Raw genomic sequence first — 18,261 nt, 5'->3', positions numbered from 1 at the left:
CATTGACGAACATCAACCGTCTCTCAGAATGCGCTCGCCTTCCTGCTCCACGTTCTCGAATTGACCTCGGTAAACCGCCCACCAAAGTCCTCCCAGGATGAGCAGGACTAGGCCGACGGACAGGGGAATCAACAGGTACAGGATGTCCATCAGGCCACCTCGACAGGGGTTGCAGCCGCAAGGGCCGAAGGGGGCTGCGCCGGGCTGCCGGACGGCGCTCCGGGGGCCTGGAATCTCGCGTGCGCAGCGGTGCCGCGGGCCAGCCGGGCGGCATTCATGACCACGAGCAAGGAACTGAGCGCCATGCCCAGGCCGGCCAGCCACGCCGGCATGTAGCCGGCGATCGCCAAGGGCACGCACAGGGCGTTGTAGCCAGCGGCCCACCACAGGTTCTGACGCACGATGCGCAGCGTGCGGCGCGCCAGCAGGAGCGTCTGCAACACCAGGTCCAGGTGATCACCCAGGACGACAAAATCGGACCGCGATTGCGCCAGCGGCACGGCACGGCCAAAGGCGAAGGACACATGCGCACCCGCCAGCACCGGGCCGTCGTTGAGGCCATCGCCGACCATGGCGACGTGCCGGCCCTGCGCCTGAGCGCCCTGCAGGCGCTGCAGCTTGTCTTGCGGTGTGCAGTCCCCCACGGCCTCGGCGATGCCGGCCTGAGCGGCCACGCGCTGCACGGCCCCGTCGCGATCACCCGACAGCAGCTGCACCGCCACGCCGGCCTCCTGCAGCCCGCGCACGACCTCGGCCGCCTCGGGGCGCAGGTCTTCGCTCAGATCGAACCGGGCGACTTCCTGCAGGCTCCCCTCGCCGCGCTCCCCACGTTCGCAGGCCAGCACCACTTGCTGCTGCAGACCGGCAGACACCACACCGGTGTGCGCAGCCGAGCCCAGCCGCACGGTCCATGGCGAACCGCCCTGCCCCGTCTGCCGCACCGTGGCGACCAGACCGCGGCCGGAAACCTCCTGTACCTGCTCGACCTCCCAGCCGCCAGCGCCCGCCGATCGCTCCGCAAAAGCGGCCAGCGCGCGCGACACCGGATGCAGCGAATGCAGCGCCAACGCTCCGGCCAGCGCCACGGCATCGGCCTCCAGGAGGCCGGCGCCCGGCGCGAGATGCACGGCGCGCACGGCCATGCCATCGCGCGTGAGCGTGCCGGTCTTGTCGAACACCACCGTGTCCACGGCCGCCAGCGCCTCCAGTCCCTGCAGGTTGCGCACCAGCACGCCCTGGCGCGCCAACGTCCCGGCCGCCGTGAGCATGGCGACGGGCGTAGCCAGCGACAACGCGCAGGGGCAGGTCACGATGAGCACGGCCACCGCCACCATCAGCGCGTGGCTGGGGCTGGTGGGCCACCACCATGCGGCGGCCAGCGCCGCGGCCGCCAACACGGCCACGAGGAAGGGCCGCGCGATGCGGTCGGCCAGCTGCGCAAGCCGGGGTTTTTGCAGCGAAGCGCTTTCCATCAGCGCCACGATCTGGCCGAAACGCGTCTCGGCGCCCAGGCTCTGCACCTGCACCTCGACCGGCGCCTGCAGGTTGTAGCTGCCGGCCGTGACCGTGCTGCCCTCGCCGCGCAGCACAGGGGTGGATTCGCCGGTGAGCAGCGCCTCGTCGGCCTGGGTGCGGCCCGCGACGATACGGCCGTCGGCAGGGAAGGCTTCGCCGGGCAGCACGCGGATGGTGTCGCCCGCCACCAGACGGCGCGTCGCCACGCGCACGAAGTCGCCGTCGGCGCCCCGGCGTTCCACGCTGTCAGGCAGGCGGTTCATCACCGCTTCGAGCGCGCCCGCGGTGCGGTCGCGCAGCCGCAGCTCCAGCCACCGGCCCGTGAGCAGGAAGAACACGAACATCGTCAGCGAGTCGTAGTAGACCTCCCGCCCGAACGGCCCGGCCGGATCGAAGGTGCCGGCAGAGCTGACGAGGAAGGTGATGGCCATGCCGAGGGCCACCGGCAGGTCCATGCTGATGCGGCGCTGGCGCACGTCGCGCAGCGCGCTCGAGAAGAACGGGCCGCAGGCGAACAGCATCACCGGCAGGCTGATGACCCAGGACGCCCAGCGCAGCAGGCGCTCCATCTCCAGCGACAGATCGCCGGGCATGGCCTGGTAGGCAGGCCATGCGTACATCATCACCTGCATCATGCAAAAGCCCGCCACCAGCCAGCGCCACAGGGCGCGGCGGTGCTCGCGCTGGCGCTGCTCGCGCACGAAGGCGTCCATGGCCGGCAGCGCGCGGTAGCCAGCCTGGCCGACGGAGGCCATCCACTGCGACGGGCGCACCTGCGCCGGATGCCACACCACGCGTGCGCGGCGCGTGGCGGAGCTGACCTCGGCCTCGCGCACGCCGGGCACCCGGCGCAAGGTCTCCTCGATGGTGAGCGCGCAGGCCGCGCAATGCATGCCCTCCAGCACCACATGCGATTCCCAAGGCACCGACGCGTTGACGGCCGGATCATCGGAGACCGGCGCGCCCACCGGGCGTCCGAAGGCAGACCATTCGAGAGGATCGTCCAGTAGGGTGGCGGCTGTGGCGCCGTCCAAAGCGCTCCCGCGTGGCACGCCTGCCTGCACGGGGTCGGCGGCGGCGACCTGCGGGCCCGAAGGGTGGTTTGACATGGCCCGGAGACTATTCTTGATCCACGCCAAGCCCATTGACATGGATCAAGACGTGCGCCACCACCCTGTCTAAGCTGGACCCGTCACCCACCCTCCAAGGAGCCCAGCATGTACACACGCATCCTCATCGCCACCGACGGCTCGCCCCTGTCCGACCAGGCCGTCGAGAGTGGGCTTTCGCTGGCCGCCCTGGCGGGCGCCTCTGTGGTGGCGCTGAAAGTGGTGCCCCGCTACCCGCGCAGCTACTTCGAGGGCGGCGCCCCCGTGGACGCAGCCGATGCCAAGCGGGTGGAAGCCCAGTGGACGGCCGCCGCCCAGGCCCTGCTGGAGCAGATCAAGGCGCGTGGCGAGGCCGACGGCGTCAAGGTGCGCGCGGTGGTCGCCAAGTCGGACCTGATCGCGGAATCCGTCATCGCGGCAGCGAAGAAGCATCAGTGCGACCTGATCGTGATGGCCTCGCACGGCCGCAAGGGCCTCAAGCGCCTGCTGCTGGGCAGCGAGACGCAGCACGTGCTGACGCACTCGCACATTCCGGTGCTGGTGCTGCGCTAGAACGAGCGCCCCCACCGGAGGCCAAGGCACCACGGCGCGGCCCACGCTCGCCAGCGCATTGACCTGCGCCGGTCTTCCCGACCAGTTCCCTAGTCCAGCGCCATGAGATACCCCTGGCGAGATGGCGCATGCTTATTGGCCCATGCATCAAATTGGCCTACAGCGCTTATCCATAAAGCGCAATTAGCTATATTAAATATAGCAAACCATGCGATCTGCCTTTACGGCACATTCGCGCAGACACGGCTCAGTGGCTGCCCAGATACAGCTGCGCCATGCGCTGGTCCTCCAGCAGTTCCTGCGCAGGGCCGTGCAGCACGCAGCGGCCCTGGTCCAGGATGTAGCCCTGCTGGCTGATGGCGAGCGCCTGCCGCGCGCGCTGCTCCACCATCAGCACGGCCACGCCGGCAGCGGGCAGCTTCTGGACCATGTCGAACACCTTGCCGACCAGCGAAGGCGCCAACGCGGCCGTGGGCTCGTCCAGCACCATGATGCGCGGCGAGGGCATCAGCGCGCGGGCAAACGCCAGTTGCTGGCGCTCGCCGCCCGAAAGGTTGCTGGCCGGTTGCGGCAGCCGTTCGACCAGCGCGGGGAAATCGGCCAGCACCTGGTCCATGCGCTGCTTGAGATGCTTAACGCCACGCACCACCTGCAGGTTCTCGCGCACCGTGAGCGATGGAAACACGTTCGCCACCTGCGGCACGTAGGCCAGGCCGGCGTCGAAGCGGTCTTCCGCCGACAGGCGCGTGATGTCGCGCCCATCCAGGTGAATGCTGCCCGCCACGCGCGGCAGCAGGCCCAGCAGTGCCTTCACCAGCGTGGACTTGCCCGCGCCGTTGGTGCCGGCGATGGTCACGATCTGGCCCGGCGCCACGGCCAGGTCGATGCCGTGGATGATGTCCACTTCCGAATAGCCGCCGCGCAGCTGGCCGATCTGCAGCAGCTTGCCGCCGTGGTTCTCATGGCTCATGCCTGCTCCGCTCATACCACCCCTCCCATGTAGGCTTCCTGCACGCGCGGGTCGTCCAGCACGGTGTGCGGGTCGCCCTCGGCCAGGATGCGGCCCCGGTCCATCACGATCATGCGGTGCGACAGCGCCTTGAGCGCCTGCAGATGGTGCTCGATGACGATGAAAGCGATGCCGCGGCCCTGCAGTTCGCGCACACGGTCGCAGATCTCGTCAATCAGCACCGGGTTGACCCCGGCGAAGGGTTCGTCGAGCAGGATGCAGCGCGGGTCCAGCATGAGCACGCGGCCCAGCTCCACGAGTTTCTTCTGCCCGCCCGACAGGCCCCCGGCCGGCACGTCGCGCACGCGCGCCAGGTTCAAAAAGGCCAGGATGCCATCGGCCTTGGCCGCCAGCTGCGCCTCGTGTTCGCGCAGGCTGCGCGTCTGGAAGAAGGCGTTGACGAGGCGTTCTCCCTGCGGGTTGGCGGCGGCGGCCATCAGGTTCTCGTGCACCGTCAGGCTCTTGAATTCGCGCGGAATCTGGAAGGTGCGCACCAGACCCAGGTGGGCACGGCGGTGGGGCGGCAGGCGGGTGATGTCCTGCCCGGCGAATCGGATGCGGCCGGCGTCGGCCGGCTGCTGTCCCGCGATGGCGGCAAACAGGGTGCTCTTGCCCGCGCCGTTGGTGCCGGCGATGCCCAGCACCTCGCGCTCGGCCAGTTGCAGCGACACGTCGTCCACCGCCTTGAAGCCGCCGAAGAGGCGGCTCACGTTGTCCACTTGCAGCATGCTCATTTCGACGAGCCTCCGAACAAACCGTTGGGCCGGTAGAGCGTGATCAGGATCAGCGCCAGGCCCACGGCGGCCAGGCGCAGGCTGGCCATGCCGACTTCCGACACGCCCGGCACCCAGTCCTTGGCGAAGCGCGAACCCTCCAGGAACACCATCAGCAGCAGCGAGCCGAACATGGCGCCGCGCACCGAGCCCGAGCCGCCCATGACCAGCCCCATCCACACGTAGAAGGTGATCAGCGGGATGAACTGCTCCGGGGTGATGAAGGTGATGAAGTGCGCATAGAAGGCGCCCGCCAGGCCGGCCAGCGCCGCGCCCAGCATGAACACCTGCACCTTGAAGCGCGCCGGGTCCTTGCCCAGGGCCGAGAGCGCGGCCTCGTCGTCGCCGATGGCTTTCAGCAGCCGGCCGAACGGGCTGCGCGTGAGCCGCATCGTGCCCCAGCAGACCAGCCCGACGATCACCGCCAGCAACGTGAAGATGGCCACGTCGGACACACCGCCGCCCCAGCTGGCGAACAGCTTGGGCAGGCCCGGTAGGCCCTGCACGCCGTTGGTGAGCCAGCTCTCCTGCTGGATGGTGATGCGCACGGCTTCCGAAAAGCCGAGCGTGACGATGGCGAGGTAGTCGTCGCGCAGCCGCAGCGACAAGAGGCCGATGGGCAGCGCCAGCAGGCCGGCTAGGATGCCAGCCGCGACAAAGCACAGCGGCAGCGGCAGCCCCTTGAGCGACAGCAGACCCGAGGTGTAGGCGCCCACGGCGAAGAACGCCACCACGCCGAAGTTGACCAGCCGGGTCAGCCCGAACTGCAGGTTCAGGCCCAGCGCCAGCAGGCAGTAGATGAGCGCGACGATGCCGATGGCACAGAGATAGGCAATCATGGTTGGCCTCTTGGTTCTTGTTCTTATCAGCGCACCAGCTGCACGCGGCCCATGATGCCGGCGGGGCGCAGCAGCAGCACCAGCGCCAGCACCACGAACGACAGCACGAGCTTGTAAGAGGGCCCCAGCAGCGGCACCGACAGCTCTTGCACCACGCAGAGCACCAGCGCCCCCAGCACGGCGCCCACCGGGCTGCCGATGCCGCCCAGCACCATGGCGGCGAACGCGGGGATCAGGCTCTCCCACCCCATCTCGGGCATGACGATGGCCTTCATGCCGAGCAGCACCCCGCCGATGGACGAAAGCGCGCCCACCAGCAGCCACAGGCTCAGCATCAGCCCGCCCGCGCGGATGCCGCTGGCCCGCGCCAGATCGGCGCTGTCGGCCACGGCGCGCAGCTGGCGGCCGAAGCTGGTGCGATAGATGAGCACGAACACGACCGCCAGGCAGCCAGCGGCGATGGCCGCGATCAGCACGTCGATGGGCAGGATGCGCAGGCCGCCGAAGTTCCAGGCGCGCACCAGCGGCATGTCGAAGGTGCGCTGGTCGTGGCCGGCGAAGAACGAGATCAGGCTGCGCAGCAGAAAGCCCAGGCCGATGGCGGCCAGCATGGAGGCCACCATCGGCCGCCCCGCCAGCTTGCGGAAGATCAGCTGGTAGGAGCCCGCCGACACCAGCGCCGTCACCACCACGCTGGCGATGGCGGCCAGCCACAGCGGCGCGCCGCCCAGCAGCTGCACCGCCACGGCGGCATAGGCGCCGGTCGTCATCAGGTCGCCTGTGGCGGCGTTGGGAAAGCGGTTGACGCCCATCACCAGGGTCATGGCCAAGGCAGGCAGGGCCACCACCAGGCCTTCGATCAATCCATTGATCAGGAGGTTTGCGAAATCGATCCAGGTCATTGCGTCATCTCGTGCAGATCCCACGTCAGGCGGCCGGCACAAGCTTTCTGCCGGCGTTGCAACGCCTGGCCAGAACGGCTGTGCCGGGCTGTGTCAGCCGCCCATGGGCGACTGGAAAAAAATGCCGCGTGCGCCGACGACGCGGCGCGCGCGGCCTGTGCGGTCACATGGTGATGGACACCACGTCGCGGCGGACCAGCTGGCCCTTCTCGATCACGTACACGCCGAAGTCGGGCGTGGCATCGCCGAACTTGTCGAAGTCGAGCTTGCTGGAGGCGCCCTCGTAATTCACCTTGGCCTTCTTGGCCAGCTGGGCCTTGCCTTCGGCGAAGGAATACACGGCCGTGCCGGGTGCGTTGGAGACGTCGCGGATCTTGGCGTTGACCTGCTCCACCGTGGCCTTGGCGCCGGCGGCTTCCATGGCCAGGGCCAGCGAGATCGCCATGTCGTAGGCCATGGCGGCGTAGATGTTGGTGGCGGCGGACTTGCCCGTGGCCTTGGTGAAGGCGGCATCGAACTGGGCGTACGACGTGCTCTTCTCGTTCGACACGGTTTCCACCGAGATGATGCCTTCGCAGACCTCGGCGCCCAGCGCCTTCACCAGGTCGGGGTTGGCCGCCCAGCCGGGGATGATCCACTTGTTGTCGGCACCGGACTGGAACCACTCGCGCAGGATGATGGTGGTGTCGGGCAGGTACGAGCCCATCACGATCACGTCGGGCTTGGCCGCCAGGATCTTCTGCAGTTCGCTCCGGTAGCTCGGGCGGCTGGGTTCATAGGTGACGTGCGCGGCCACCTTGCCGCCGCGCTTTTCCCACACGCGGGTGAAGCCTTCCACGTTGCCCAGGCCCGAGGCGTTGTTGAACGCCATGGTGGCGGGCCGCTTGAAGCCGCGCTTGGCGCAGATCTCGGCGAACGCCGCGCCGAAGCGGTCGTTGGTGGCCTGGAAGCGCCAGACCAGGTCCTTCGTATCGAGCGTGGAGATGGCCGGTGCGCCCGAGACGTTCATCTCGATGATGCCGGCGGCATCGGTCAGCGGCATCACCGCCAGCGACACGCCGGAGGCCCAGGTGCCCAGCACGGCCTGCACCTTGTTCACCTCGATCAGCTTCTTGGCGGCCAGCACGGCCGCGTCCGGCTTGGTCTGCGAGTCTTCGGTGAAGAGCTCGAGCTTGCGGCCGCCCGCGCCGCCGGCGGCGTTGACCTCGTCCACCGCGAGGCGAATGGCCTGCTGCATGCCCGGGCCGTAGGGGCTGCCCGCGCCGGTGATGGGCGTGAGCGAGCCGATGCGGAACACGTCGCCCTGCTGGCTGAAGCCGATGGAAGGCAGGCATTGCAGGGCGGCTGCGGCGCCGCCGAGCTTCAGAAGGTTTCTACGTTGCATGGTGGTCTCCGGTGAGGCGGGGGAATCGAAAGAAGAAACGAGGGGATCTCAGAGCGTGTTCTTGACGAAAGCGCCGTCCTTGACGATCGCGCGGATGCGCTCGCCCTGGCCCAGCAGGCAGCTGATGTCGGCCAGAGGGTCGCCATCGACCAGCAGCAGGTCGGCGATGGCCCCCGCGGTGATCTCGCCGAGCTGGCCCTGCTGGTTCAGGATCTCGGCGCCGATCAGCGTGGCCTGCTGCAGCACCGGGCCGTTGCCCAGAATCTGCGCGCGCAGGCGCAGTTCGTCGGACTGCAGGTAGTGCGTCTCGGCCAGCAGATCGCTGCCCAGGCCCATCTTCACGCCGGCCCTGGCCAGGATCTCGACGGCCTTCTTGCCCTGGCCGCGCACCGTGTCGATCTTGGCGATGGACACTGCCGGCAGGCCGTAGCGCTCGCCCTCGGTGGCCAGGCCTTCATACGTGACGAGTGTCGGGACCATGAAGGCGCCCTTCTCGGCCATCATTTCGGCAGTGGGCGCATCGACCAGGTTGCCGTGCTCGATGGTGCGCACGCCGCAGCGCACGGCGCGGGCGATGGCGCGCGGCGTGTAGGCATGCGCCATCACGTAGGTGCTGGCGTTGTCGGCCTCTTCCACGATGGCGCGCAGTTCGGCCTCGGAATAGCCCAGGTTCTGGATCGGATCGTTGGGCGAGGCCACGCCGCCCGAGGCCATCACCTTGATCTGCGTGGCGCCCTTGAGCATCTCTTCCCGTACGGCCAGGCGGCAGGCATCGACGCCATCGACCACGCGGCCGATGTTGCCCAGCTTGTAGGCGCAGGAACAGACGTCCAGGTCGTCGTTGCGCTGGCGGAAGTCCGCGTGCCCGCCGGTCTGCGACAGCGCCTTGCCCGAGGGGAAGATGCGCGGGCCCTGCACCAGCCCCGTGCGCACGGCTTCGGCGAGCGACCAGTCCGCACCGCCCGCGTCCCGCACGGACGTGAAGCCGCGGCCGAGCATGCCCTGCATGATCGGCAGCGACCGCAGCATGGTGAAGACGTTGGGCATCTTGGCCACGGTGCCCAGGTTGAACGACGACGCCACCACGTGCACGTGGCAGTCGATCATGCCGGGCATGAGCGTCATGCCGCGCGCGTCGATGCGCGTGGCGCCCTCGCCTGCCGCCAGGTTCTCGCCCACGGCGGCGATGCGCCCGTCCTGCACCAGAACGGATAGCCCGGTGCGCACGGTGAGCGCATGCACGTCGAGCACGCGGCAGTTATCGATCAGCAAAGTGGTCATGGAGAAAACCGGTGGAACGCGATGGCTTGAAAAATACTCATGGCGGTGCATGTTCGGGTTATCCGCAGGTCGCCCCGCACAACTTTGGTGCTAAAGGAGCAGATCACACGGGAAACCTCGTCACGGCGCCGTCACAGGACGCATTTATCAGGCCAATCGGGGCCGCGGGCAACGCCCTAAAATCTCACCCACCCATGACTATTACTCATGCCCGCCATGCGACGCCTGTGCCCCACCATCTCGGAACTGAACGCCTTCCACTCGGCCGCAAAGCACCAGGCCTTCACGATGGCGGCGCGCGAGCTGTGCGTGACGCAGAGCGCCATCAGCCGCCACATCGCATCGCTGGAAGACTACCTGGGCCAGAAGCTCTTCATCCGCAAGGCGAGCGGCCTGGAGCTGACCGATGCCGGCGCCACCTACCTGAACGCCACGCGGCCGGCCATGGCGGCGCTGGAATCGGCCACCACGCAGCTCATGTCGTACGGCGGCAGCGGCGGCGCGCTCAACCTCTCGGTGCCGCCCACCTTCGCGGCGCAGTGGCTGTTTCCGCGCCTGGGGCACTTCAAGCGCACGCTGCCGCAGGTGTCGCTGAACTTCGTGCGCTACCAGCACGCGCACGACTTCGCGGTGCCGTATGAATTCGACGCCGCCATCCAGTACGGCTACGGCAACTGGCCCAGCGCCAACGCGCGCTACCTGATCGGCAAGGAAACCAGCATCGTCTGCAGCCCGCAGCTGCAGGCCGCCCTGCCCCTGCGCACACCTGCCGACCTGCAGCACGCGACGCTGCTGCAGCACATCGAGGTGCCGCTCGCCTGGCACGACTGGATGGTGGCCAACGGCTGCGACACCAGCGGCAGCCGCTTCGGGCCGGGCTTCAACCTGTATTCGCTCATCATCCGCGCGGCCGTATCGGGCTTCGGCGTGGGCATCGTGCCGACCTGCTTGGTGGAGGACGAGCTGCAGGCCGGCACCCTGGTGGAGCCACTGGGTGAGCGTTTCGAAAGCCCTCTGGGTTACTACCTCTGCGCGCCTACGGCCCGCACCAACCTGTCGGTGTACAAGCTGGTGGGGGCCTGGCTGGAGCACTGCTGCAGCCATGCTGAGGTCGCGCAGGGCGGGACGGCCACAGGGGAGCCGGCCGCCCCCTGCATCTTCTGCGAAAACGGACCCAAGACGACCTGAGGGCAGCCGCGCCGGGGCAGGTCAGGCGAAGAGCCCCTTGTGCTGGTCGCGCAGCACGTTCTTCTGCACCTTGCCCATGGTGTTGCGCGGCAGCTCCTTGGCGACGAAGCAGCGCTTGGGAATCTTGAAGTTGGCCAGCTGCCCCTTGAGCTGGGCGACGATGGCGTCGCCATCTATCTGAGCGCCGGGCTTGGCGATCACCACGGCCACGCCCACCTCGCCGAAGTCGGGGTGCGGCACGCCCACCAGCGCGCTTTCGGCCACGCCGGGCATCTCGTTGATGTAGCCCTCGATCTCGGCCGGGTAGACGTTGTAGCCGCCGCTGATGATCAGGTCCTTGCTGCGGCCGACGATGCTCACGTAGCCGCGTTCGTCCACCTTGCCGACGTCACCGGTCTTGAACCAGCCATCGGCGCTGAACTCTTCCTTCGTCTTCTCGGGCATGCGCCAGTAGCCCTTGAACACGTTCGGGCCCTTCACCTGGATGTTGCCGATCTCGCCCGTGGGCAGCGCCTTGCCGGCATCGTCCACCACGCGCAGGCCCACGCCCGGCAGGGGAAAGCCCACCGTGGCGCCGCGGCGCTCGTCCTGCCCGCCATGGCGCGGGTCGGCGGCATAGGGGTTGGAGGTGAGCATGATGGTCTCGCTCATGCCATAGCGCTCCAGGATGGTGTGGCCCGTGCGGTCCTGCCATTCCTTGAAGGTCTCGATCAGCAGCGGCGCGGAGCCCGCCACGAACAGGCGCATGTGGCGCGTGGCGTTCTTGTCCAGGCCGTGTTCGGCCAGCAGGCGCACGTACAGCGTGGGCACGCCCATGAAGACGGTGGCGCGCGGCATCGCGGCCAGCACGGCCTTGGGGTCGAACTTGGCCATCCAGATCATCTTGCTGCCGTTGATCAGCGCGCCGTGGATGGCCACGAACAGGCCGTGCACGTGGAAGATGGGCAGCGCATGGATCAGCACGTCGCCAGCCTTCCAGCCCCAGTAGTCCTTGAGCACTTCGGCGTTGGACAGCAGGTTGCCGTGCGTGAGCATCGCGCCCTTGCTGCGCCCCGTGGTGCCGCTGGTGTAGAGGATGGCGGCCAGGTCGTCGGCCTTGCGCGGCACCGGCGTGTGTTCGTCGCCGTGGTGCGCGGCGCGCTCCAGCAGGCTGCCGTTGCGGTCCTCGCCCAGCGTGAACACATGCTGCGTGCCGGCCGTGAAGGCGATTTTGGACACCCAGCCGAAGTTGGCGGGCGAGCACACCACCACGGCGGGCTCGGCGTTGCCGACGAAGTACTCGATCTCCGCGCTCTGGTAGGCGGTGTTCAGCGGCAGGAACACGTAGCCCGCCCGCAGCGTGGCGAGGTACAGGATCATGGCCTCGACCGACTTCTCCACCTGCACGGCGATGCGGCTGCCCTCGGGCAGCTTCAGCGAGGCCAGCAGGTTGGCCATGCGGGCGCTGGCGCGGTCGAGGTCGCGCCAGGTGTAGTGGAGCGGCGTACCGTCGGGCGCGTGGGCCTCGACGGCGACCGCGTCCAGATCGGAGGGAAAGGCTGCGCGCAGCGCTTGGAACAGGTTCTGGGAAGAAGTGCTCATGGTTGCAAGAGTGTCAAAAAGCGGGAGGCCGTTTGGCCAGGAATGCGGCGATGCCTTCGCGGTGTTCCGCGCTGTCGGCATAGGCGTACGGATCGGGCGGCAGCGGAACAGCACCCCCATCTACTACCAAATTCATAGCTGATGGCGTTTGATGGACGGGCGCTGCAGCCTGATTTGGCATGTTAAGGGCGCGCAGCGTCTGCTTGTTCATGCGCGCGGCGACGGGGGCCAGCTCGGCGATGCGGCGGGCCGATGCCAGGGCTTCTGCGTCCAGCCGCTCGGCCGGCACGACGCGGCTGAGAAAGCCGCGCTGCAGCATATCGGCGGCCGGGAAGGTGGCCGCTTCCAGCAGCATCAGGCGCGCAGCGGTATCGCCCACGGCACTGGCCACCAGCGCCGCCTCGCGCGGGGCCATCGGAAAGCCGAGCCGGGCGATGGGGGCGCCGAAGCGGGCCGTGTCGGCGGCGATGCGCACATCGCAGCAGCTGGCGATCTCCACACCCGCGCCCATGCAGGCGCCGTCGATCCGCGCCACGATGGGCACGTCGCAATCCAGCATGGCCGACAGGCCGCCCCAGACGTCGTTCTCGTGGAAGTCGCGCAGCAGTGCCGCATCGAAGCGGAAGTCGGGGTACTCCGAGATGTCGCCGCCGGCGCAGAACGCCCCGCCCTCGCCCGCCACGACCACGCAACGCGCATCGGCGCTGCGGTGGACCGCCTCGAACACCGTGCGCAGCTGGCGCCACATCGCACGCGACATGGCATTGAGCCGGCCCGGATGGCGCAGCATCACGTGCACCAGGCCGCCCTCGCCCACCGTCATCGTCACCTCACCCGGCATCTCGTCGTCTTCCCTCTGGGTTGCATACATGGCGCCGCGCCACCGCCACGCCGAATCGGCGCAGCGGCGCGCACCGGCACGGCCTCACTCCAATTTTGCGCCGGAGGCCTTGACCACCTGGGCCCAGCGCTTGACCTCGGAGCTGACCATGGCGCTGAACTGCTGCTGCGTCATGCCGCCGAAGTCGGCGCCGTTGCTCGCCCAGACAGTCTTCAGCTCCTCTGCGGCGCCGAGCTTGCGCACCTCCTCCACGATGCGCGCCTGCACGTCGGCCGGCGTGCCCTTAGGCGCCCACAGGCCGTACCAGGTGGTGACGGTGTAGTCGGGCAGGCCCACCTCGGCGGCGCAGGGCACGTCGGGGAAGGCCGGGTTGCGCTTGTTGCCCGACACCATCAGCGCCTTGATGCGACCGCCCTTGATGTGGGAGGCCGAGGAGCCCAGGCCGTCGAACAGCATGTCCACGTTGCCGGCGATCAGGTCCTGCAGCGCCGGGCCCGCGCCGCGGTAGGGAATGTGAGTGATGAAGGTGTTGGTCTGCAGCTTGAACAGCTCGCCCGCGAGGTGGTGCGAGGTGCCCGAGCCCGCCGACGCGTAGTTCAGCTTGGCCGGGTTGGCCCGCACGAAGGCGAGGAACTCGGTCATGTTCGTGGCCTTGACCGTCTTGGGGTTCACCACCAGCACCTGCGGCACGTTGGCCAGCAGGGCCAGGGGAATGAAGTCCTTCTCGATGTCGTAGTCGAGCTTGGGGTACATCGACGGCGCGATCACATGGTGCACGCCGCCCATGAACAGCGTGTAGCCGTCCGGCTGCGCCTTGGCGGCAAAGCTGGCGCCGACGGTGCCGCCGGCACCGCCGCGGTTGTCGATGACCAGCGTCTTGCCGGTGGACTTGGCAAACTGCGCCGCCAGGGGGCGGGCGAAGGCATCGGTGCCGCCGCCGGCCGGAAACGGCACCACGAGCGTCACCAGCTTGGTCGGCCAGCCGGCGGCGCCCTGCGCCCAGGCGTGGCCGCCGGATGCCAGCGCCAAGCCGGCAGCACCTGCCGCCCTGAGCACGCCGCGGCGCCGCAGCGCTGCCGGAGGGATGGTTTGATGGTCTACGGTCATTCCTTTTGTCTCCTGTCGTATTTATCGAATCATGGAAGGAAGGCGCTTCTTGTCACAGCGGTGCACGGCCGGCCCGGAACGCGGAGCCAGCGCCGCCCCAGGGGCAGCGCGGCGCCGCGGCCGCGTCAGTCGCGCACCAGGCTCTCGATGTCTCCCGACACCGGTACGCGGCCCTGCGCCAGCAGGCCGCGGTGTTTGTCGATCCGCTTGAGATCGTAGAGATAGTTCACCATCAGGCCGAACGACTGCTTCAGGCCCTTGGCCGAAGGGTCACCCGCCCAGTTCAGGCGCTCCACGCGGGCGCCGTTGCCCAGGTGGAAGCGTGCCACCGGGTCCAGCGGCTTGCCCTCGTTCAGCTCGCGCGCCAGGTATTGGGCCGCCCATTCCAGGAGCAGCTGGCGCACGGGGGACTTGGCCGGCAGGTCGAGTGCCTTGTCGGCGGCGGCCAGCACGTGCGCGGCCTGCGGCGGCTCGAAGCCCACCGCGCGGCCCAGCTCCGCCTTGCGCTTGTCGTCCAGCTGGTCCAGCACCGACGCGCAGTGCTTGGACAACCAGCCGCGGAAGCCCGGAATGGGCGACAGCGTGGCGAAGGTGCGCAGGCGCGGGAATTCGGCCGTGAGCGTCTCCACCACGTGCTTGATGAGCGAGTCGCCGAAGCTCACGCCGCGCAGACCCGTCTGCGTGTTGCTGATGGAGTAGAAGATGGCCGTGGTGGCCCGCGACAGGTCGGCCGGCGCGGCCGACTCGTCCAGCAGCGGCGTGATGCTGCTGGAGATGTCGGTGACCAGCGCCACCTCGACGAAGATCAGCGGCTCGTTCGGCAGGCGCGGGTGGAAGAAGCCGTAGCAGCGCCGGTCGCTGTCGAGGCGGTTCTTGAGGTCGGCCCAGCTGCGGATGTCGTGCACCGCCTCGTACTTGATGAGCTTTTCGATCAGCGAGGCCGGGGAGTCCCACGACAGCCGCTTGAGCTCCAGGAAAGCCACATCGAACCAGGTGGAGAACAGGTGCTCCAGCTCGGCATCCAGCGCCATCAGCCGCTTGTCGCCCTTGAGCTGCGGCAGCAGCTCGGCGCGCAGATCCACCAGAAAGCGCATGCCCTGCGGGAACACCGCAAAGCGCTGTAGCAGCCGCGTGCGCGGCGACACCAGCGCGCGGCGCAGGTGCACCTCGGCCTGGGCCTGCTCCTCGGCGCCGGTGGCAGCCTCGTAGCGCTGGCGCGCGGACTTGAAGCGCGTGGCGTCCGGCGCGAACTGCTCGCACATCAGCAGCCACAGGTCGCGCCGCTCTTCGGGCGCGGCCTCGGCATACCAGGCGGCCACGGCCTCGGCGCGGCGGCCGCCCTCCACTTCGCTGACCTGCGTGGCGGCCACCTCCTGCAGATCGGTCAGCAGGCGGCGCAGGGCGCGCGGCGACAGCGCCTCCTGGCCGCGGCGCAGCGTGGCCTGCAGGCGCTCGTGCGTGGAGCGCGGCGCGGGCGGCTTGGCCGGCGCGCTGCCGGCGCCGTCGGCGGCCTCGGTCTTGTTGTCGGCGGGGCGCAGGCGCGAGACGTTGCGCGAGATCCAGGTAGCGGCGGCGTTCATGGTGCGATCCGGGAGTGGTGGTTGCGGGCGATGTCGCGCAGCGCATTGCGCTGCGCCATGAGGTGGTTGCGCATGGCCTGCTCGGCCGCGGCGCAGTCCTTGCGCTGCAGGGCATCGAAGATGGCCAGGTGCTCGCCCAGGCTTTGCTGCAGACGGCCGGGCACATGCAGCGTCTGGTGCCGCGCCAGGCGCAGGATCTTGCGCAGGTCGCCGATCACCTGGGCCAGCCAGCGGTTGTCGGCCAGGGTGATGAAGGCCTCGTGGATGGCGTAGTTGGCTTCGTAGTAGGCGTCGATGCGGCCGGCGGCGGCATGGCTGCGCAGACGCTCGTGCAGCACCTCCAGCGCGGCGATGTCGGCACTTCCGGCCCGCTCCGTGGCTTCGTAGGCAGCCCGTCCTTCCAGCAGCGCGATGACGGGAAAGATCTCGTCCACGTCGCGCTCGGTGATCTCGGCCACGAAGCAGCCGCGGCGCGGCTCGTGGCGCAGCAGCCCCTCGGCCACCAGCACCTTGAGCGCCTCCCGCAGCGGCGTGCGCGAGATGGCCAGCCGCTCGCACAGCGCCGCCTCGTCAAGGAAACTGCCCGGCGACAGCGCGCCGCTGAAGATCTGCTCGCGCAGCCGCTCGGCCGCTTGGTCGTACAGGGAGTTGGCGACAAGGCGCATGGAGGTCACGGTGAGTGGGGCGTGGGTCGGTGGTGGAAGTGGCAGGGTTCAGGCCGCGTTGGTTCTAGTAATTTCTCATAATTATGAAAAATAACCAAGATGGCGTTACCAGGGATTACACCGGGGTCGTCAAGCTGGCAGCAAACGGCAGAGGGTCCCGCTCGCCATGCTCGCGGCTTTGCGCCTGACGGCGAATGGACCGCGGCAGCGCCGACCTCTAGCGGTCTAGCGGTCTAGCGGTCTAGCGGTCTGGCGGTCTGGCGGTCTGGCGGTCTGAAGACCTGAAGACCTTCCGCGCGGGCGGCGCGCGACTCCGAAAAGCGCCGGACAGGTTCTACGGCTGCCCGTCGAAAGACGCCCCGCACTCCGGCAGGTCGGCCCAGTCCAGGCGCCGCCGGGTCCAGATCTGGCGCTGCGGCGGGCCCAGGGCGTGCCGCTGCTTCACCGTTCCGATGCGCAGGGAATAGGTGGTGGGATGCTCCACGGCGCAGGCGTACAGGGAGCTTCCGCAAACCTCGCAGAACGCCAGGGCGCGCCGGTTGCCGCTCGCCGCCGTCTTGATGTACGTGCGGGGCGTGCCCCGGATGAGCCGGAAGCTGGATGCAGGCGCCGGGATGTTGGCGCGGAACGCGGAGCCCGACTGGGCCTGGCAGTCGTCGCAATGGCAGACGGTCGCCGTGCCCGGCTGCACTTCCGCCTCGTACCCGATCGCGCCGCAGTAGCAGGCACCCTCGATCTTCATGGCCACGTCCTCCTGAGTTATAAGACCTCGAACACCGGATTCTGCGCTTCGAGAGCGATCCCGGGCCTGCAGCGGCGCCCCGGCAGGAGTCGGCAGCGCGGCTTTGCACGCGGCGCTTGACTTAGAGTGCGCTCGAACTTCCAGAATCGTCCCATGGCATCCCTTCTCTCCATTGCAGAGGTCGCTGAACGTTCGGGCCTCACCGCCCACACGCTGCGCTACTACGAGCGTGCGGGCCTGATTGCACCCGTGGCCCGCGCCCCGGGCGGCCAGCGGCGCTATGCGGCCTCCGACCTGGAGTGGATCGGATTCCTGCTGCGACTGCGTGCCACGCACATGCCCATCGGGCAGATGCAGGCGTTCGCGCGCCTGCGCAGCGAAGGGAATAGCACCGCCGCCGAGCGCCGGGCTCTGCTCGAAAGGCACCTGGCCCAGGTGCAGGCCACGATCGATGCCATGCAGCAGGCCGCACAGGTGCTGCAGGCCAAGATCGGGCACTACGCGCGGCTGGAGGCCTCCCTTCCTGGCCCATCCACGTCATTCCAGGAAAACACCCATGCTTCAGAGCCCCTCGCCCCGCTACCTCCAGGGCCTCGCCAAACTGCGCGAAATCGACGGCCAGGCCGGTGAGAACGTCGTCGCCAGCCTGGCCGACATCGCGCCGGACTTTGCGCGCTACCTGATCGAGTTTCCGTTCGGCGACATCTATTCCCGGCCTGGGCTGGACCTGCGCAGCCGCGAGATCGCCGTCGTCGCGGCCCTCACCGCCCTGGGCAATGCGCAGCCCCAGCTCAAGGTCCATCTGCAGGCCGCGCTGCATGTGGGCGTCACGCGAGAGGAGGTGGTCGAGGTCATCATGCAGATGGCCGTGTACGCCGGCTTCCCCGCGGCACTCAACGGCCTGTTCGCAGCCCGGGAGGTGTTTGCCGCAGCGGATGCAGCAGAGGCTGCGGCATCCCCTGCGGCATGAGGCACGCGCCGCGCCCTACGGACCGCCGGCGCCCGTTCACCGGATGCGCTGGCATCCAGGGCTCAAGCGGGACAAAACTATATATGCTATTAATATGATAGCCATATGCGCTTATGCGTAAAGCGCCAGAGCCCGATTTGGCTTGAAAATTTGACCACAACCGCCGGCTGGCGGAGCGCCCTGCCCACTCTGCCCGCCGGCCGGGGTCATCCGCAGGCGCCGC

18 protein-coding genes are annotated in these 18,261 nt (G+C 68.6%); 4 read left to right on the top strand and 14 right to left on the bottom strand.

Going from position 1 to position 18,261, the window contains the following annotated elements:
- Window positions 1-12: 12 nt before the first annotated feature.
- On the bottom strand, window positions 13-150 hold the full coding sequence (ccoS, locus tag QE399_RS12860; RefSeq protein WP_309829179.1) for a cbb3-type cytochrome oxidase assembly protein CcoS: 138 nt from the start codon (window positions 148-150) through the stop codon (window positions 13-15).
- Complete coding sequence (locus QE399_RS12855) at window positions 150-2,624, bottom strand: heavy metal translocating P-type ATPase (RefSeq protein WP_309829178.1); 2,475 nt, start codon at window positions 2,622-2,624, stop codon at window positions 150-152. The genes ccoS and QE399_RS12855 overlap by 1 nt, the downstream gene beginning before the upstream one ends.
- Window positions 2,625-2,732: 108 nt before the next feature.
- Between QE399_RS12855 and QE399_RS12850 the strand changes: the two genes are divergently transcribed.
- Window positions 2,733-3,176: a universal stress protein gene (locus QE399_RS12850; protein WP_309829177.1), complete on the top strand. Its 444-nt coding sequence runs from the start codon at window positions 2,733-2,735 to the stop codon at window positions 3,174-3,176.
- A 247-nt stretch (window positions 3,177-3,423) separates the two neighbouring features.
- Here QE399_RS12850 and QE399_RS12845 read toward each other — a convergent pair whose 3' ends face one another.
- From QE399_RS12845 to QE399_RS12820, 6 genes are all read right to left on the bottom strand, one after another.
- Window positions 3,424-4,146 (bottom strand): ABC transporter ATP-binding protein, encoded by a 723-nt coding sequence (locus tag QE399_RS12845; RefSeq protein WP_309829176.1) that lies wholly within the window; start codon window positions 4,144-4,146, stop codon window positions 3,424-3,426.
- Between the two features lie 11 nt (window positions 4,147-4,157).
- Window positions 4,158-4,919: an ABC transporter ATP-binding protein gene (locus QE399_RS12840; protein WP_309829175.1), complete on the bottom strand. Its 762-nt coding sequence runs from the start codon at window positions 4,917-4,919 to the stop codon at window positions 4,158-4,160.
- Window positions 4,916-5,797, bottom strand: coding sequence for a branched-chain amino acid ABC transporter permease (locus QE399_RS12835; protein WP_309829174.1), 882 nt, complete (start codon window positions 5,795-5,797; stop codon window positions 4,916-4,918). Before QE399_RS12835 ends, QE399_RS12840 begins: the two co-directional genes overlap by 4 nt.
- Before the next feature lie 26 nt (window positions 5,798-5,823).
- Window positions 5,824-6,699 carry a branched-chain amino acid ABC transporter permease gene (locus QE399_RS12830; protein WP_309829173.1) on the bottom strand — a complete coding sequence of 292 codons (876 nt, stop codon included), beginning with the start codon at window positions 6,697-6,699 and terminating at the stop codon, window positions 5,824-5,826.
- A 163-nt stretch (window positions 6,700-6,862) separates the two neighbouring features.
- Window positions 6,863-8,083: an ABC transporter substrate-binding protein gene (locus QE399_RS12825; RefSeq protein WP_309829172.1), complete on the bottom strand. Its 1,221-nt coding sequence runs from the start codon at window positions 8,081-8,083 to the stop codon at window positions 6,863-6,865.
- A 48-nt stretch (window positions 8,084-8,131) separates the two neighbouring features.
- A complete protein-coding gene (locus tag QE399_RS12820; protein WP_309829171.1) occupies window positions 8,132-9,364 on the bottom strand; it encodes a metal-dependent hydrolase family protein in 1,233 nt (410 codons plus the stop codon).
- Between the two features lie 216 nt (window positions 9,365-9,580).
- On the opposite strand from QE399_RS12820, the gene QE399_RS12815 reads away from it, so the two are divergent.
- A complete protein-coding gene (locus tag QE399_RS12815) occupies window positions 9,581-10,552 on the top strand; it encodes a LysR substrate-binding domain-containing protein (RefSeq protein WP_309829170.1) in 972 nt (323 codons plus the stop codon).
- A gap of 21 nt (window positions 10,553-10,573) precedes the next feature.
- Here QE399_RS12815 and QE399_RS12810 read toward each other — a convergent pair whose 3' ends face one another.
- The 6 genes from QE399_RS12810 to QE399_RS12785 form a co-directional block, all read right to left on the bottom strand.
- Window positions 10,574-12,133 (bottom strand): malonate--CoA ligase, encoded by a 1,560-nt coding sequence (locus QE399_RS12810; RefSeq protein WP_309829169.1) that lies wholly within the window; start codon window positions 12,131-12,133, stop codon window positions 10,574-10,576.
- Between the two features lie 13 nt (window positions 12,134-12,146).
- Complete coding sequence (locus QE399_RS12805) at window positions 12,147-12,974, bottom strand: enoyl-CoA hydratase/isomerase family protein (protein ID WP_309832084.1); 828 nt, start codon at window positions 12,972-12,974, stop codon at window positions 12,147-12,149.
- 84 nt (window positions 12,975-13,058) lie between these two features.
- Entirely contained in the window at window positions 13,059-14,081 is a 1,023-nt protein-coding gene (locus tag QE399_RS12800; RefSeq protein WP_309829168.1) for a Bug family tripartite tricarboxylate transporter substrate binding protein, read from the bottom strand.
- Window positions 14,082-14,206: 125 nt separating this feature from the next.
- Window positions 14,207-15,661 carry a malonyl-CoA decarboxylase gene (locus QE399_RS12795; RefSeq protein ID WP_309829167.1) on the bottom strand — a complete coding sequence of 485 codons (1,455 nt, stop codon included), beginning with the start codon at window positions 15,659-15,661 and terminating at the stop codon, window positions 14,207-14,209.
- Complete coding sequence (locus tag QE399_RS12790; protein WP_309829166.1) at window positions 15,658-16,326, bottom strand: GntR family transcriptional regulator; 669 nt, start codon at window positions 16,324-16,326, stop codon at window positions 15,658-15,660. The genes QE399_RS12795 and QE399_RS12790 overlap by 4 nt, the downstream gene beginning before the upstream one ends.
- A gap of 334 nt (window positions 16,327-16,660) precedes the next feature.
- On the bottom strand, window positions 16,661-17,068 hold the full coding sequence (locus QE399_RS12785) for a GFA family protein (RefSeq protein WP_309829165.1): 408 nt from the start codon (window positions 17,066-17,068) through the stop codon (window positions 16,661-16,663).
- 153 nt (window positions 17,069-17,221) lie between these two features.
- Here QE399_RS12785 and QE399_RS12780 point away from each other — a divergent pair, with 153 nt between their 5' ends.
- Both QE399_RS12780 and QE399_RS12775 read left to right on the top strand, forming a co-directional pair.
- Window positions 17,222-17,698 (top strand): MerR family transcriptional regulator, encoded by a 477-nt coding sequence (locus tag QE399_RS12780; RefSeq protein ID WP_309829164.1) that lies wholly within the window; start codon window positions 17,222-17,224, stop codon window positions 17,696-17,698.
- Window positions 17,625-18,038, top strand: a complete 414-nt coding sequence (locus tag QE399_RS12775; RefSeq protein ID WP_309829163.1) for a carboxymuconolactone decarboxylase family protein — start codon at window positions 17,625-17,627, stop codon at window positions 18,036-18,038. The genes QE399_RS12780 and QE399_RS12775 overlap by 74 nt, the downstream gene beginning before the upstream one ends.
- Window positions 18,039-18,261: the final 223 nt, after the last annotated feature.

It is taken from the genome of Paracidovorax wautersii (assembly GCF_031453675.1).
Classification (GTDB): domain Bacteria; phylum Pseudomonadota; class Gammaproteobacteria; order Burkholderiales; family Burkholderiaceae_C; genus Paracidovorax.
The sequence above is the reverse complement of the archived record's forward strand: the minus strand, read 5'-3'. Positions and strand labels throughout refer to the sequence as shown.

What these genes read in the sequence shown, in the direction of transcription:
- QE399_RS12795 (WP_309829167.1), bottom strand. Translation starts at nt 15,661, where the DNA reads ATGAACGCCGCCGCTACCTGGATCTCGCGCAACGTCTCGCGCCTGCGC.
- QE399_RS12815 (WP_309829170.1), top strand. Translation starts at nt 9,581, where the DNA reads ATGCGACGCCTGTGCCCCACCATCTCGGAACTGAACGCCTTCCACTCG.
- QE399_RS12835 (WP_309829174.1), bottom strand. Translation starts at nt 5,797, where the DNA reads ATGATTGCCTATCTCTGTGCCATCGGCATCGTCGCGCTCATCTACTGC.
- QE399_RS12850 (WP_309829177.1), top strand. Translation starts at nt 2,733, where the DNA reads ATGTACACACGCATCCTCATCGCCACCGACGGCTCGCCCCTGTCCGAC.
- QE399_RS12820 (WP_309829171.1), bottom strand. Translation starts at nt 9,364, where the DNA reads ATGACCACTTTGCTGATCGATAACTGCCGCGTGCTCGACGTGCATGCG.
- QE399_RS12840 (WP_309829175.1), bottom strand. Translation starts at nt 4,919, where the DNA reads ATGAGCATGCTGCAAGTGGACAACGTGAGCCGCCTCTTCGGCGGCTTC.
- QE399_RS12845 (WP_309829176.1), bottom strand. Translation starts at nt 4,146, where the DNA reads ATGAGCCATGAGAACCACGGCGGCAAGCTGCTGCAGATCGGCCAGCTG.
- QE399_RS12775 (WP_309829163.1), top strand. Translation starts at nt 17,625, where the DNA reads ATGCTTCAGAGCCCCTCGCCCCGCTACCTCCAGGGCCTCGCCAAACTG.
- QE399_RS12810 (WP_309829169.1), bottom strand. Translation starts at nt 12,133, where the DNA reads ATGAGCACTTCTTCCCAGAACCTGTTCCAAGCGCTGCGCGCAGCCTTT.
- QE399_RS12855 (WP_309829178.1), bottom strand. Translation starts at nt 2,624, where the DNA reads ATGTCAAACCACCCTTCGGGCCCGCAGGTCGCCGCCGCCGACCCCGTG.
- QE399_RS12830 (WP_309829173.1), bottom strand. Translation starts at nt 6,699, where the DNA reads ATGACCTGGATCGATTTCGCAAACCTCCTGATCAATGGATTGATCGAA.
- QE399_RS12780 (WP_309829164.1), top strand. Translation starts at nt 17,222, where the DNA reads ATGGCATCCCTTCTCTCCATTGCAGAGGTCGCTGAACGTTCGGGCCTC.
- ccoS (WP_309829179.1), bottom strand. Translation starts at nt 150, where the DNA reads ATGGACATCCTGTACCTGTTGATTCCCCTGTCCGTCGGCCTAGTCCTG.
- QE399_RS12800 (WP_309829168.1), bottom strand. Translation starts at nt 14,081, where the DNA reads ATGACCGTAGACCATCAAACCATCCCTCCGGCAGCGCTGCGGCGCCGC.
- QE399_RS12790 (WP_309829166.1), bottom strand. Translation starts at nt 16,326, where the DNA reads ATGCGCCTTGTCGCCAACTCCCTGTACGACCAAGCGGCCGAGCGGCTG.
- QE399_RS12825 (WP_309829172.1), bottom strand. Translation starts at nt 8,083, where the DNA reads ATGCAACGTAGAAACCTTCTGAAGCTCGGCGGCGCCGCAGCCGCCCTG.
- QE399_RS12805 (WP_309832084.1), bottom strand. Translation starts at nt 12,974, where the DNA reads ATGCCGGGTGAGGTGACGATGACGGTGGGCGAGGGCGGCCTGGTGCAC.
- QE399_RS12785 (WP_309829165.1), bottom strand. Translation starts at nt 17,068, where the DNA reads ATGAAGATCGAGGGTGCCTGCTACTGCGGCGCGATCGGGTACGAGGCG.